Below are 13,815 nucleotides of genomic sequence, written 5' to 3'. Positions count from 1 at the left end.
TCGCGCGAGGGGCCTCACCTCAGGTGCGCCGCCAGGGACTCGAACCCCGGACCCGCTGATTAAGAGTCAGCTGCTCTAACCAACTGAGCTAGCGGCGCCTGCTGACATGGAGATCGTACCGCATGGCGGGGCCGCGAAGAAAATCAGATGCTCATGCTCAGCAGCACCGGAGCGGCCCGCTCGTGCAGGGTGTCCACGGCCGGGCGCAGCCGGTGCGCCTGGGTGTACGGCATGGACAGCGCGAGGCAGGCGACGGTGTTGCCGATGGTGACCGGGATGGCCGCGCAGACGGTGCCGACCGCGTACTCCTGCAGGTCGAGGGTGGGGACGCTGGCGGGCTGCCGCTCCAGTTTGGTGAGCAGCACCCGGTCGTCGATCACGGTGCGGGAGGTGAGCCGGGCCGGACGGTGCCGGGACAGGTGCTCGCGGCGGCCGTTGTGGTCGAGCTGGGCGAGCAGGCACTTGCCGACCGCGCTGGCGTGTGCGGCGGAGCGGAAGTCGACCCACTCGTTGACCTTCGGCGCCTTCGGGCCGTCGGCGAAGTCGATGATCCGCACCTCGCCGTCGTCGTACCGGCTGAAGTAGACGGCGGCGTCGACCTCGTCGCGCAGCTTGATCAGGATCTCCTTGAGCTTCTCGGCGAGCGCCATGTCGCGGTTGGCGGCGCCGAGCAGGACCAGGGACTCGCCGACCACGTAGCCGCCGCCCGGCAGGAATCCGAGGTAGCGTTCGCGACGCAGCATGGAGAGCAACTGGCTGAGGTAGCTCAGCGGCACGCCGATCTCGCGGGCGAGCTGTTCGGCGCTGACGCCGTCGCGATGCGTGTTCACGGACTCCAGCACGCGCAGTGCGTACTGGACCGCGTACACCCCCGGTCCAACCTGTCGGTGCTCCAGCGCCACGGTGACCCCCTGCAAGGTAAGACCGTCTGCGTGCCTGGCCCCACCGCTGGTCGTGGGTCAGTGTCAAGGCCTGACCCGCGGTAGGACCGATACTCCACGATAGCGCCAATAGGCTTTCCGGCAGAGGTGGTTGAGAGTCGGTTGAAGGTTGTTCCGACCGCTCACAGCCGTATATGCAGGAAGAGGGCACGCTGGCATATGACATGGTCATTGCCCTCTTCGGGGTGATCTGCAATTGCTGTTCCGGCGGGGTGTGCCGGAAGCACGTGGGGGTGGGAATAAGGCGGTCGCGCGCTCCGGTTGCACCCAACGGACGCGCTGCGCCCGCACAGCACCTCGCCCCGGCGGGCCGGACCCGTCCGAGGGCACCACGATCGACGACCAAGGAGGCGCCCACCGTGGCCGACGCAAGCCTGCCCGACCCGGGACACGGCATCCGGGGGACGGTCCGCGGAAGCGCACCGGTGCCCCTGTCCGTACTGGATCTGGCCACCGTCGGCAGCGGCTTCACCGCCACCGACGCGCTGCGCACCAGCGTGGAGATCGCCCGGGTCGCCGAGACCCGTGGATACCACCGGATGTGGGTCGCCGAGCACCACTCGATGCCCGGCGTGGCCAGCTCCTCGCCCGCGGTGATCCTCGCCCACCTCGCCGCCCACACCGGCACCCTGCGGCTCGGCTCGGGCGGGGTCATGCTGCCCAATCACGCGCCCTTGGTGATCGCCGAGCAGTTCGGCACCCTGGAGGCGCTCGCGCCCGGCCGGATCGACCTGGGCCTGGGCCGCGCCCCCGGCACCGACGGCGCCACCGCCGCCGCGCTGCGCCGCACCGAGACCCTGCACGAGGGCGCCGACGACTTCCCGCGCCAGCTCGCCGAGCTGACCCGGTTCCTGGACGACGAGTTCCCCGACGGCCACCGCTACGCGCGTATCCACGCCATCCCCGGCCCGGTGCAGGGCAGTTCGCCCGGCGGGGTGCAGTCCCCGGCCCGGCCGAGCGTGTGGCTGCTGGGGTCCTCCGGCTTCAGCGCGCAGCTGGCCGGAGCGCTCGGGCTGCCGTTCTCCTTCGCGCACCACTTCTCGGCCGCCAACACGCTGCCCGCGCTGGCGCTGTACCGCGAGTCGTTCCGCCCCTCCGCCGTCCTGGACCGCCCCTACGCCTCGATCGGCGTGGCCGCGCTGGCCGCCGAGGACCCGGAGGCGGCCCGCCGGCAGGTGCTCACCGGCGCGCTGAGCATGCTGCGGCTGCGCACCGGCCGCCCCGGTCTGGTGCCGACCCCCGACGAGGCGGCGGCGTACCAGTTCAGCGCGATCGAGCGGGACTTCGTCGACTCCTGGCTGGGCAACGTGATCTACGGCGACCCGGCGGCGGTCCGCACCGGCCTCGACGAGCTGGTGGAGCGTACCGGCGCCGACGAGCTGGTGATCACCGCCAACGCGCACACGCCGTCCGCCCGGCTGCGTTCGTACGAACTGATCGCGGACGCGTACGACTTCCCGAAGGACGTCGCCGCGACCTCCTGAGCGCGCGCCGGCCCGCCGGCCCCGCTTGGGCGCACGGGCGGAACAGGCGAGCGGAACAGACGAACTGAACGGACGAGCGGAACGGACGAGCGGAACGGACGAGCCGTCGTCGGTCGAGAGGCCGGCGGCGGCTCCTTCGCGTGTCCGCGCCGTGTCCGCGCCGTGTCCGCGCCGGTTAAAGGCCGGTTACCGGCGGGTCGGTGGTCCGGCGCCGCGGGTGGGCGACGGCGCCGGCTTAAGCACGACTTAAAGGCGCTTGTCATCGCGGCCCGCGGGCGGCCGCGCCCGGGGTGCCGAGCGGGCCGCCGCACCCCGTCGCCACCAGATTGGTCTAGTCCAAGTCTGGTTCAGACCATTGACGTGCACTTGACCAAGGGTTAACCATGCTCGTCGCCCCCTGTTGTTCCTCCTTCTCCCCCCGGAGGTCCTTGTGCAGTCAAGGTCAAGGAAGAGAGTGTTCGTGGCCGCCGCCACGAGCGCCGCCGTCGGACTGGGCTTGTTCACCGCCCTGGTCGGCGGCCTCGGCACCGCGCAGGCGGACTCCGCCACCACGGCCGCGAAGCCCGCGGCCGCCGCAAAGCCCGCGGCCGCCGCCGCGAGCAGCGGCGGGGCCAAGATCGCCTACTACGACCAGTGGAGCGTCTACGGCAACGCCTTCTACCCCAAGAACCTCGACACCGAGGGCCTGGCCGGCAAGCTCGACGTCCTCAACTACTCGTTCGAGAACATCGACCCGACCAACCTCACCTGCTTCGAGGCGACCAAGGCGTCGGACTCCACCAACGAGCAGGACCCGAACGCCGGTGACGGCGCGGGCGACGCCTTCGCCGACTACCAGAAGTCGTTCGGTTCGGACATCAGCGTCAACGGCACCGCCGACGTCTACAACCAGCCGATCGTGGGCAACTTCAACCAGCTCAAGGAGCTGAAGGCGAAGTACCCGAACCTCAAGATCCTGGTCTCGCTGGGCGGTTGGACGTACTCCAAGTACTTCTCCGACGCCGCGGCGACCGACGCCAGCCGCAAGAAGCTGGTCAGCTCCTGCATCAACATGTTCATCAAGGGCAACCTGCCCGAGCAGGGCGGCTACGGCGGCGACGGCAGCGCGGCCGGCATCTTCGACGGCTTCGACATCGACTGGGAGTACCCCGGCTCGCCGGGCGGCCACGTCGGCAACCACTACAGCGCCGACGACAAGGCCAACTACACCAAGCTGCTCGCCGAGTTCCGCACCGAACTGGACGCGTACGGCTCGGCCAACGGCGGCAAGCACCTGCTGCTCACCGCGGCCCTGCCGTCCGGCCAGGACAAGATCGCGAACATCGAGACCGACAAGATCGGGCAGTACCTCGACTACGCGAACGTCATGACGTACGACATGCACGGCGGGTTCGAGGCCACCGGCCCGACCAACGAGCAGGACCCGCTCTACCAGTCGTCGAGCGACCCCTCCGCGGTGATCCCGCCGGGCAACGAGAAGTACAGCACCGACAACGCGATCAAGGCGTGGACCCAGGGCGACCCGGCCTACGGCATCCCGGGCGGCATGCCGGCGAGCAAGGTCACCATGGGCTATCCGCTCTACTACCGCGGCTGGGACGGCGTGGCGGCGGGCAGCAACCACGGGCTCTACCAGCCCGCGAGCGGCCCCTCCGCGGCGCGCGGGATCAGCGCGACCGCCGGGATCGCGTACTACAAGGAGCTGACCGGGGTCGTCGACAACCCGGCCGACACCTACTACGACGCGCAGTCGCAGTCGGCCTACTTCTACAACGGCTCCACCTTCTGGACCGGGCTCAGCGACCAGTCGATCACGGCCAAGGCGAACTACGCGCACTGCAACGGGCTCGGCGGGTCGATGATGTACTCGCTGCTCGACCTGGACGCCTCGGCGACGCTCTTCAACAAGATCGTCACCGCGACCAACGGGTCGGCCTCGGACTGCTCCGGCACGGGTACCACCAGCGGGGGCACCTCCACGGGCACCTCGTCGGGCACCTCGTCGGGTAGCACCGACGGCGGCACCTCCTCCGGCACCACGGCGGGGACGACGGACGGCGGCACGTCGACCGGCACCTCGACGGGTACGTCCACCGGCACGTCCACCGGCACCTCGACGGGCACGTCGAGCGGCACCACCGGTGGCAGCGGCGGCAGTTGCACGCTCGCGTCCTGGAGTTCCAGCGCGGTCTACACCGGCGGCGACCAGGTCTCCTGGAACGGCCACAACTGGCAGGCCAAGTGGTGGACCACCAACGAGGAGCCAGGCACCACCGGCGAATGGGGCGTCTGGAGCGACCTCGGCGCCTGCTGATCGTTCCTCTCACCGGCGGGCGTCCTCACGCGCCCGCCCCACCGGGGCCCGCGTCCTTACTCCCCCCGAGGACGCGGGCCCCACCCATGTGCCGGTTCCGCCGTTCTGCCGTGCTCAGTGCGGGCGTCGGCCGAACCGCGCCGCCACGGACTGCTCCAGGGTGAGGCCGTCGGCGTCGTCGTCCGGCTCCAGGAACGCGTGGATCACCGCCAGCGCGACCGTGCCCATCAGGGAACCGCGGCGGTCGTGGTCGACGACACCGGAGGCGGGGTCGCCGATGGCCCTGAGCGTCATCCCGTCGGTCGCCGCGGACAGCGCGTTCGCCAGGTCGTCGAGGGTGAGCCCCCTGCGCAGCCGTAAGTGCCGCTCGCGGAGCACCGTCTCGTACAGCTTCTTCCACGAGCCGAGGTAGTCCTCGTAGACGGTGGAGATGATCCGGGTCACCTCCTCGTCCCCCTCGGCGGCCGTCATGAGCGCCAGGCCGAGCCGGACGGAGGGCAGCCGGACCCCCTCGGCGGTGTGCTGGTAGGCGATGTCGTGCACGGCCCGTACGAAGTCCGGTCCGTGCACCAGCCGTCTGATGTGGGCGACCCGCCGCTCCCGGAACTCCGGCCGGTAGTTCTCCCGCCACACCGCGAAGGTGATCAGGTCGGTGACGAAGTCCGAGTGCGGGCTCCAGCGGTCGCGCAGCATCGACACCCCGTTGCCGTACCGCGTGAAGGGCTGCGGCCCGGCGGCGAACTCCTCGGCGACCCTCCGCTGCGAGAGGGAACCCAGCAGCAGGCGCTCGCTGTTGACGCGGCTGCGGCCGCCCGGGCCGAGGTGCGCCACGAGCAGCCGCATGCCGGCCGCCAGGAGCGCGGCGGTGACCCGGTCGTTCGCGAGCCGGTCACGCCCCCAGCGGGTACGGCGGTTGAGGTTGCGCAGCACCCCGGACAGGTCCTGGTCGTACGGGAAGGGCAGGCCCCGCTTCCCCCGAGGGCCCCGCGGCTCGTCCATGTCGTCCATGCCCGGGATGCTGCCCGCTCCCTCGCGCCGCCACCAGGGGCGCAGGTGCGCGGAGTTCGGCCCGGGCGGCCGACTCCACGCGACCGCGGGGAAGCGGCCGCGCCGCCGGTCGCGCTAGACCGGAGGTCCGCCGTCAGTTCCGGACAGGGGATCGAAGATGCTCACACCCGCCATGGGAGCCGCCGCATGGGTTCTGGCCGGCGCCGCCGTCAGCGGCGCCGCGGTCAGACTCCTCCTCGGGCTGCTCGCCGCGCACGCCGCCCGCACGGCACTCAGGCCCGCCGCCCCCTCCGAATCCGCCCACCGTCTCGCGGTACTGCGCGCCCTCCTCGACGAACTGCGCTCCCACCGCCGCTGATGACTCCGCCGGTGCCGAGCGACCCGTCGACCGGCGCGTTTCCGCCGGACCGCGTCCCGCCGGACCGTGTCCCGGGCCGGTGCCACCACGACCACCGGACGCGAGCGGCCCGCGGGCGATGCACGGACATGACCTGCGCGCTCTCAACGGGGGCCGGGAAGTCGCCGGCCGGCGGCTGCGACCTCGTCGAGGAGAGCGAGGGCGTCGCCGACCGAGCCGGCCGGGTCCGGGACGGGGCAGAGCACGCCGCGTACGGTGCGTTCGGCGTCGATCAGCAGGGTCAGGCGCTTGAGGCGGTCGAGTCCGGACGCACGGGAAGGTGGGCAGCCGCAGTGCGGCGGTCAGCCGCAGGTCGGCGTCCGACAGCAGGGGGAACGTGATGCCCGCGTGTTCGGCGAGCGTGGCGAGTTGGTCCGGACGTTGGGTGCTGACGCCGTACACGCGGGCGCCGCGCTCCTCGAACTCCGGCAGCCGGTCGCGGTAAGTGCACGACTCGAGGGTGCAGCCCGCGGCGCCGGGAGCGGGTGCCGCGTCGGGGCCCGCGGGCGCCCGGTCGGATGGCCCCTGCCTGAGAGTCGCAGCCAGGGCCTCCGTGAGAAGCCCGAAGGCGCCACGCGGCATCGCCCTTGCTCGCCGAGCCGGTGTGATCGGTAGTCGTGACGGGTCAGGACGTCGGTGAGGGCGCGTAGTGGTGGGCAAGACCAGTGGCGAGGTCGTGAAGGTGGGCCCTGGCTTCGGTGGGGCCGTGCACGGTGATGGCGCTCCCGAACGGCAGTAGTGCCCGCACGTCCTCCAGATGCGGGAAGCGGATCGTCACCTTGTGGCCGGTGGCGGATTCTTCATGGTCGTCCCGGACGAGTCGTCGGCCGAAGATCCGTTGCGCTCGCTCGATCTGGGTCCGGTCGATGGTGGCGCTGACCTCCATCGCGTGCTGGTGTTCCCACTGATCAACGAGCGCTGCGGCGACGGTGGCCAGGGTCTGGTTCTCGCGGATCTGTCGTGGCCGGTCGACTTCCTTCCACGTCGTGATCCGGTCGAGTCGGTACATCCGTGGCACTCGGGCGCAGTCGGCGACGAGGTACCAGCTGCCGGCCTTGGCGAGCAGCCCGTAGGGGTCCACGACCAGGTCGCGGGGGCATGACTCGCGTGGGCTGTCGTACTCGATCCGTATTCGGCGACCGCGCCGCACCGGGCCGATCAGCGAAGCCGGGGTCGGGCCGGAAGTACGGGTTCGGAGCCAGGGACGGCTGTCCACGTGCACCACGTCGGTGAGCGGTAGGAGCCCATCGACTCGACGTGGGTGTGCGGCGGCGATCTTGGAGAGCGCGCGCCGGCTCTCGACCGATGCGTCGAGCTCCGCACGTTGCCTCTCGTCCAGCCCGGTGAGCGACAGATGATCACGCTCGCCGGGTGTGAGCCGCGTGAGGTCGAGCCCGGACCCGGGCAGCATGGTCACGCCTCCGAGGCGGCCCCGTTGCGCGGTCACCGGCAGGCCGGCGTCGCGGAGCCAGTTCAGGTCCCGGGTGACGGTGCGAAGGGACACCCCCAGTGCCGAGGCGAGTTCCTGTGTGGTCACGGCATTCCTCGATGCCAGGAGCAGCATCAGGGAGAAGAAGCGGTCCGGGGTCACCCACCGAGTTTTTCAGGAATCGCGACATGATGCGGCGCATATCCCGGTCAGGCTGGCGGATGCGTACCCACGACCTGCGAGAAGGAAGAACCATGACCACATCCGTCGTGTCCGTCGTCTACGTGAACGACGCTCCCGCGGCAGCGCGTTTCTACGGAGAACTCCTCGGCATGAGCCCGTCGTTCGAGGCTCCGGGATACATCACCTTCGACCTTGGGCCAGGCGCTGACCTCGCCGTGTGGTCCGGCCGTTTCGAGGACCTGTCAGCGGACGTCCCGCGTACCAGTGAGGTGTGTCTGGCCGTCGACAGCGGGCCCGACGAGGTCAACGCGATCTTCGAGCAGTGGCGGTCCCAGGGCGTCACGATCCTGCAGGAGCCGCATGATGCGGGGTTCGGGCTGACCTTCCTCGCAGCCGATCCCGACGGGAACCGTATCCGCGTCGCACCGAGGGACTGACAGGCCGCGACGCGGCGGGCGCGCACGAGAGGTGTCGCGCCTGCCGTCGTCCGACTTCCAGACGACGACGCGTGCCCCACGCGCATGCGCCCCTGAGCGTCGAGGGCCGTAGGCGGCTCCCTGGCTTCACAGGCGGGCCAGGTCGGTGGGGGACAGGCGCAGGGCGGCGGCGGCGACGTTCTCGGTCAGGTGGGCGGGGTTGCCGGTGCCCGGGATGGCGAGGACGTGCGGGGCGCGGTGGAGGGTCCAGGCGAGGCGGATCTGCGCGGGGGTCGCGCCGTGCGCGCGGGCGACGGCGAGGAGTTCGTCGTCGTACGCGCCGCCACCCGTGGCCGCGGGTGCTTCCCGCCGCTCCCCGGAGATCGCGAAGAACGGCACGAACGCGATGCCCTGCTCGCCGCAGCGGTCCAACAGGCCGTTGTCGTCGGCGCGTTGGTGGTCGAGCCCGTACCGGTTCTGCACGCAGACCACCGGCGCGATCGCCTGGGCCTCGGCGAGGTGCTCGGGTCGGACGCTGGAGACGCCCAGGTGGCGGATGAGGCCCGCGTCGCGCAACTCGGCCAGGGCGCCGAAGTGTTCGGCGATCGACTCCTCGCCCATCCGGCGCAGGTTCACCACGTCGAGGTGGTCGCGGCCGAGCTGGCGCAGGTTCTCCTCGACCTGCCCGCGCAGCTCCCCGGGCGTGGCCGCCGGCAGCCACTCGCCCGAAGGACCGCGCCCGGGCCCGACCTTGGTGACGATGACCAGGTCGTCGGGGTACGGGGCCAGCGCCCGGTTGATCAGCTCGTTGGCGGAGCGCAGCGGCGAGAAGTAGAACGCCGCCGTGTCGATGTGGTTCACCCCGAGGTCGACCGCGCGGCGCAGCACCCTGACCGCCACATCGCGGTCGATCGGGGCGCCGGCGCCGTTCCCGGCCATGCCGTTGCCCGTCAGCCGCATCGCGCCGAAGCCGAGGCGGTTGACCTCCCGGTCGCCGAGCTTCCAGCTGCCGGCCGCCGCCGCGCTGGTCGTCCCCGCCGTCATATGCGCCGTCATATGCCCTCTCCCCACGCTCACCGAGCCGCCCCCGTGCGGCCGGCGTTGCAGTATGCGGCCCCACTCGCGGCGTCCGAAAGGCACCCGGGGCGCGGGGAAACTCACACGGCGTACCGGAACGCCCGCGCCGCCGTGATCGTTCTTCCTGCGTGAAGCGCTACCTGATCCAGGGCCGGGAGGGACTGGACGTCGTCCGCTTCGGGCAGGACCGGGCGGACGCCGTCGCCCGGCTCGGCGGCGACCCCGCGGTCTTCCGCCGCCCCGACGGCCCGGAGGACTACTTCTACCTCTGGGGTCTGACCCTCTCCTACGACGACCGGCAGCGGGTGCGCTTCATCTCCGTCGAGCTGGGCCCCGAAGTCCTCTACCGCGGTGTCCGGTTGCTCGGTCCCTCCTACGAGGACGTGCACCGGGACCTGACCGCGCTCGGCCTGCGCGGCGACGAGTCCGAGGCCGGGATCGCCTTCAACGCCCTCGGCTTCGCGGTCCTCGGCGCACCCGACGACCCCGAGGTCCACACCTGGGGCGTCGAGGTCTTCCCCCCGGGCACCGAGATCGACCTCGCGGACTACTGAGCCCCGCCCGCCTCGCCTCCCCGTCACCGCCGTCACGCGGCTCGACCTGGGCCCGGCCGCGGACCGGCGCCGCGGACCGGCGGCGGTGGAGAGCGGGTAGGGCGGGTAGGACGGGTGCATCCTCCGCGTCACACCCCCATCGCCACCATCACGATCAGGACGACCAGCAGCAGCGCCACGTACGCGGCCGAGTGCACCCGGTCCGGGACGCGGCCGGCGACCCGCCGCACCACCGCGATGGTGGGCAGGGACCCGGCGAGCAGGGCGGTGCCCGCCGCGAGGTCGACGTAGCCGAGCCGGCCCGCGCCGGCGGACGCGGCCGGGCCGGACGTGGAGGTGAGCACGGGCGCGAGCGCGTAGACGAGGGTGCCGGTCAGGGCGACGGGCACGCTGAGCGGGTTGGCCATGGCGGTCGCCTCTGCCATCGGCAGGCCCCGGCGCCGCAGCAGCGGGACCGTCATGACGCTGCCGCCCACCCCCAGGCCCGCGGCCACCAGCCCGATCCCGATGCCGCCGAAGGTGGTGGTGCCGCGGTCCAGCGGCTTCGGCCGTCCCCGGGGTGCCACCGAGAGGAAGCCCTTCCGCAGCAGGCTGTCGGCGATCGTCACCAGGAGGTAGCCGGCGAAGAGCAGCCGCAGCGCGGTGCCGCCGATCAGCGTGGCGGCCAGCGACCCCGCGGCGGCGCCGACCGCGATGAACGCCGCCAGCGGCCAGAGGTACTCGGCGCGCAGCCGCTCCTGCCGCCACTGCGCGAGCGCCGCGACCGAGGCGTTGACGACCATGACCGCCGCCGAGGTCGCCACGGCGACGTGCATGGCGTCCTGCGTCCCCGGCCGCGCGGTGACGGTCAGGACGCCGTAGACGACCGGGACCGTGATGAACCCGCCGCCGAAGCCGAAGAGCACCGTCGTGACGCCGGTCAGGCAGCCGAAGAGGACCAGGGTGAGGAAGGAGGTCAGGGAGGGAAGCACGCATACGACGCTAGGGATCACCCGAGGTGGCGGGCAATCGATGGATTGCCATCTTCCTACGCGCAGCAGACAGCGCCGGCGCTTCCGCGTAGCCTCGTGCGCATGCGCAATGTCCCGCTCGCGGAGGTGGACACCCTCGATCGCGCGGTGCTGGCGATCGGCACCGACTACCCGCACGACCACCTGCTCGGCTGGCACGAGCACCGCCGCGCCCAGGTCCTGTACGCGGCGACCGGCGTGATGCGGGTCGAGGCCGAGGACGGCAACTGGACGGTGCCCACCGCCCGCGCCGTGCTGATCCCGCCGATGACCAGGCACCAGGTCGAGATGACGGGCGTCAGCACCCGCAGCCTCTACATCGAACCGGCCGCGGTGCCCTGGTTCCCCGCGCGCTGCCGGGCCGTGGACGTCTCCGCCCTGCTGCGGGCGCTCCTGCTCGCGGCCGTCGACATGGAGCCGCGGTACCCCGAGCACAGCCGGGACGAGGCCGTGGTCGCCCTCATCCTGCACGAGCTGAAGGACCTCTCCCCGCTGCCCCTGGACGTGCCGCTGCCCGCCGACCCCCGGCTGCGCGGCCTGTGCGAGGCGTTCCTGCGGCAGCCGGACATCCACGACCCGCCCGCCCGCTGGTGCGCCCGGCTCAACGTCAGCGAACGCACGCTGGCCCGCCTCTTCCGCCGCGGCACCGGCCTGAGCTTCTCGCAGTGGCGGCAACGCGCCTGCATCCTGCACTCGTTGCCGCACCTCGCCGCGGGCACCCCCGTCACGCGCGTCGCCGCCCTGCTGGGTTACGACAACCCCGCCGCGTACACCGCCGCGTTCGGCAAGCTTCTCGGCCGCCCGCCGACCGCGTACGCGAACCCGCACTCCGCGCAGGCGAACCCGCGGACGTCGTAGGCGAACCCACCTCCCGCGCAGGCGAACCCACCTCCCGCGCAGGCGAACCCACCTCCCGCGCAGGCGAATCCACCCTCCGCGCACGCGAACCCGCCTGCCGGGTCGGCGAATCCGGCTACCGCGTACGCCAACGACCTTGTTCAGCCCAGCAGTTGGGAGATGGACGCGGCGGCCACCGGGCGGGAGTAGTGCCAGCCCTGCCCCGTGTCGCAGCCGATCCGCCGCAGCCGCTCGGCCTGGTCCGCGTTCTCGACGCACTCCGCGGTGACCGTGAGCCCGAGCCGGTGGGCGAGGTCGACCAGCGCCTCGACGATGGTCTCGTCGGCGGGGTTGGGGTGTTCCGCGGACCGGAAACCCTGCACGAAGGAGCCGTCGAGCTTGAGGGTGGAGACGGGCAGCCGGCTCATGTAGGCGAGGTTGGAGTAGCCGGTGCCGAAGTCGTCGATGGCGATGCGCACCCCCATCTCGTGGAGCGCGTGCAGGGCCTGGAGGGGCCGGCCGGCGCTGCCCATGACCGCGGACTCGGTGAGTTCCAGCTGGAGCAGGCGGGCCGGCAGCCCGGTCTCGTGCAGGATCGCGGCGACGTCGGCGACCAGGTCGGAGTCCCAGACCTGGCGGACCGCGACATTGACGCTGACCACCAGGGGCGTGCCGGGCCGCTCCCGCTGCCAGGCGCGGGCCTGGCGGCAGGACTCGGCGAGCACCCAGCGGCCGAGCTGCACGATCGAGCCGTCCTCCTCCGCCAGCCCGATGAAGCGGTTGGGCGCGAGCCGCCCGAAGTGCGGGTGCTCCCAGCGGACCAGCGCCTCCACGCCGCGCACCTCGCCGGTGTCCAGGGCGACCAGCGGCTGGTAGTCGAGCACGAACTCGCCCCGCTCGACGGCCTGCCGCAGCGTGCTGGACAGCGACTGGCGGGTCATCCGGTGCTCGTTGCGCTCCGGGTCGAAGAGCGTCCAGCGGCCCTTGCCGTCGTCCTTCGCCCAGTACAGCGTGGTGTCGGCGGCCTGCATCAGCCCGGTGGGGGTGGTGCCCTGGGCCTCCCGCTCGACCACGCCGATGCTCGCGGAGACCGCCAGCCGGTGCCCGGAGACGTCGAACGGCCGCTGGAACGCGTCGAGTACGGCCTCGGCGAGCGCGGTCGCCTGCCCGGTGCCGGTGGAGTCCCGGAGCAGCAGCGCGAACTCGTCGCCGCCCAGCCGGGCCGCGAGGTGGCCGCCGGGCCCGGCGCAGGCCAGCAGCCGGTCGGCCACCGCGGCGAGCAGCTCGTCGCCGACGCGGTGCCCGAGCGTGTCGTTGACCGCCTTGAAGCCGTCCAGGTCGAGGTAGCACAGTCCGATCCGGCCGGTGCCGCGCTCCGGGGCCCGCGCGAAGGCGTCCGCCAGCCGTTCGAAGAACAGCGCCCGGTTGGGCAGCCGCGTCACCGGGTCGTGCATCCGCAGATGCCGCAACTGCCGCCGCAGCGACTCGCGTTCGCTGACGTCCTCGACGGTCAGCAGCAGCGCGCGGCTGTCGGTGCGGGCCAGGGACAGCTCGGCGCGCAGGTCGGTGCCGTCGGCCCGGGTGAGCCTGCGGGTGCAGCGCAGCCGGCGCCGGCTGCCGGTGAGGACGTCGTCGAAGGCGGTGCCGGCGTGCGGGTCGCCGGTGAGGCCGAGCAGCACGCGCGCGTCCGCCGACACCATCCGCTCCAGCGGTACGCCCAGCAGCCGGCCCAGCGCGGCGTTCGCCGCGAGCACGCCGCCGTCGGGGCCCAGCAGAGCCATCGCCGACCGGGCCACCGCGAAGGCGGCGCGGTAGTCGGTCGGCTCCGCGGCGTACGAGGACCGGCGCAGCCGATCACTGCGCGTGATCGTGGCTGCTGTGCTGTCGGGCTCGACGCCGGGGCCGCCCGCGGGTCCGCCCATGGACTGCTCCCTGTTCGCACTTCCGTCACTCGCGATCATATGGGCTGGCGGAGTTGGTGATCCAGCGCCGCTCTGGTGATTTCCCGCACGGATGCCCCCCAGGCGACCGTTTCTGCGCGTGCGGGTCGAGCACGTGAACGCTCTCCGCACATCATGACGCAGCGTAGTCACCCGGAGGAGTGGTGTCGCGGCCGGCGCAGGCGCTCACCCCCGTCCGATCGGCCGCGCCGGTCGTACGTTTTC

General features: G+C 72.1%; 12 protein-coding genes, 1 tRNA gene and 1 pseudogene. 6 read left to right on the top strand and 8 right to left on the bottom strand.

Features of this window, described 5'->3' with window-relative positions; genetic code table 11:
* Nucleotides 1-24: 24 nt before the first annotated feature.
* Both ACIPAE_RS06155 and ACIPAE_RS06150 read right to left on the bottom strand, forming a co-directional pair.
* Nucleotides 25-98, bottom strand: a tRNA-Lys gene (locus ACIPAE_RS06155).
* Between the two features lie 45 nt (nt 99-143).
* Nucleotides 144-902: an IclR family transcriptional regulator C-terminal domain-containing protein gene (locus tag ACIPAE_RS06150; protein WP_328474113.1), complete on the bottom strand. Its 759-nt coding sequence runs from the start codon at nt 900-902 to the stop codon at nt 144-146.
* Nucleotides 903-1,300: 398 nt separating this feature from the next.
* Between ACIPAE_RS06150 and ACIPAE_RS06145 the strand changes: the two genes are divergently transcribed.
* Both ACIPAE_RS06145 and ACIPAE_RS06140 read left to right on the top strand, forming a co-directional pair.
* Nucleotides 1,301-2,425, top strand: coding sequence for an LLM class flavin-dependent oxidoreductase (locus ACIPAE_RS06145; protein ID WP_402443185.1), 1,125 nt, complete (start codon nt 1,301-1,303; stop codon nt 2,423-2,425).
* Between the two features lie 460 nt (nt 2,426-2,885).
* Nucleotides 2,886-4,739 carry a glycosyl hydrolase family 18 protein gene (locus ACIPAE_RS06140; protein ID WP_366410483.1) on the top strand — a complete coding sequence of 618 codons (1,854 nt, stop codon included), beginning with the start codon at nt 2,886-2,888 and terminating at the stop codon, nt 4,737-4,739.
* 114 nt (nt 4,740-4,853) lie between these two features.
* Here the strand turns inward: ACIPAE_RS06140 and ACIPAE_RS06135 are convergent, their stop codons facing one another.
* Nucleotides 4,854-5,747, bottom strand: a complete 894-nt coding sequence (locus tag ACIPAE_RS06135) for a hypothetical protein (RefSeq protein WP_329369157.1) — start codon at nt 5,745-5,747, stop codon at nt 4,854-4,856.
* Between the two features lie 157 nt (nt 5,748-5,904).
* Between ACIPAE_RS06135 and ACIPAE_RS06130 the strand changes: the two genes are divergently transcribed.
* Nucleotides 5,905-6,105, top strand: a complete 201-nt coding sequence (locus ACIPAE_RS06130; protein ID WP_366410484.1) for a hypothetical protein — start codon at nt 5,905-5,907, stop codon at nt 6,103-6,105.
* 143 nt (nt 6,106-6,248) lie between these two features.
* Here the strand turns inward: ACIPAE_RS06130 and ACIPAE_RS06125 are convergent.
* Both ACIPAE_RS06125 and ACIPAE_RS06120 read right to left on the bottom strand, forming a co-directional pair.
* Nucleotides 6,249-6,642, bottom strand: a pseudogene (locus ACIPAE_RS06125) (redoxin domain-containing protein); the annotation flags it as partial.
* Nucleotides 6,643-6,769: 127 nt separating this feature from the next.
* The gene (locus ACIPAE_RS06120) at nt 6,770-7,735 is read right to left on the bottom strand and encodes a helix-turn-helix transcriptional regulator (protein WP_402443182.1); all 966 of its coding nucleotides are present in this window, start codon (nt 7,733-7,735) and stop codon (nt 6,770-6,772) included.
* Nucleotides 7,736-7,827: 92 nt separating this feature from the next.
* Between ACIPAE_RS06120 and ACIPAE_RS06115 the strand changes: the two genes are divergently transcribed.
* Nucleotides 7,828-8,193 (top strand): VOC family protein, encoded by a 366-nt coding sequence (locus ACIPAE_RS06115; protein WP_402443181.1) that lies wholly within the window; start codon nt 7,828-7,830, stop codon nt 8,191-8,193.
* 126 nt (nt 8,194-8,319) lie between these two features.
* Here the strand turns inward: ACIPAE_RS06115 and ACIPAE_RS06110 are convergent, their stop codons facing one another.
* A complete protein-coding gene (locus tag ACIPAE_RS06110) occupies nt 8,320-9,216 on the bottom strand; it encodes an oxidoreductase (protein WP_402443180.1) in 897 nt (298 codons plus the stop codon).
* 161 nt (nt 9,217-9,377) lie between these two features.
* Between ACIPAE_RS06110 and ACIPAE_RS06105 the strand changes: the two genes are divergently transcribed.
* The gene (locus ACIPAE_RS06105; RefSeq protein ID WP_329369165.1) at nt 9,378-9,803 is read left to right on the top strand and encodes a hypothetical protein; all 426 of its coding nucleotides are present in this window, start codon (nt 9,378-9,380) and stop codon (nt 9,801-9,803) included.
* Between the two features lie 128 nt (nt 9,804-9,931).
* On the opposite strand, the gene ACIPAE_RS06100 is transcribed toward ACIPAE_RS06105, so the two are convergent.
* Nucleotides 9,932-10,774: a sulfite exporter TauE/SafE family protein gene (locus ACIPAE_RS06100; protein WP_402443178.1), complete on the bottom strand. Its 843-nt coding sequence runs from the start codon at nt 10,772-10,774 to the stop codon at nt 9,932-9,934.
* A 102-nt stretch (nt 10,775-10,876) separates the two neighbouring features.
* Here ACIPAE_RS06100 and ACIPAE_RS06095 point away from each other — a divergent pair, with 102 nt between their 5' ends.
* A complete protein-coding gene (locus tag ACIPAE_RS06095) occupies nt 10,877-11,671 on the top strand; it encodes an AraC family transcriptional regulator (protein WP_402443176.1) in 795 nt (264 codons plus the stop codon).
* Between the two features lie 140 nt (nt 11,672-11,811).
* On the opposite strand, the gene ACIPAE_RS06090 is transcribed toward ACIPAE_RS06095, so the two are convergent.
* Complete coding sequence (locus ACIPAE_RS06090) at nt 11,812-13,572, bottom strand: putative bifunctional diguanylate cyclase/phosphodiesterase (RefSeq protein ID WP_402443175.1); 1,761 nt, start codon at nt 13,570-13,572, stop codon at nt 11,812-11,814.
* Nucleotides 13,573-13,815 lie beyond the last annotated feature (243 nt).

This window comes from Streptomyces sp. NPDC087270, assembly GCF_044744625.1.
Taxonomy (GTDB): domain Bacteria; phylum Actinomycetota; class Actinomycetes; order Streptomycetales; family Streptomycetaceae; genus Actinacidiphila.
This window is presented reverse-complemented; position numbering and strand designations above follow the sequence as displayed.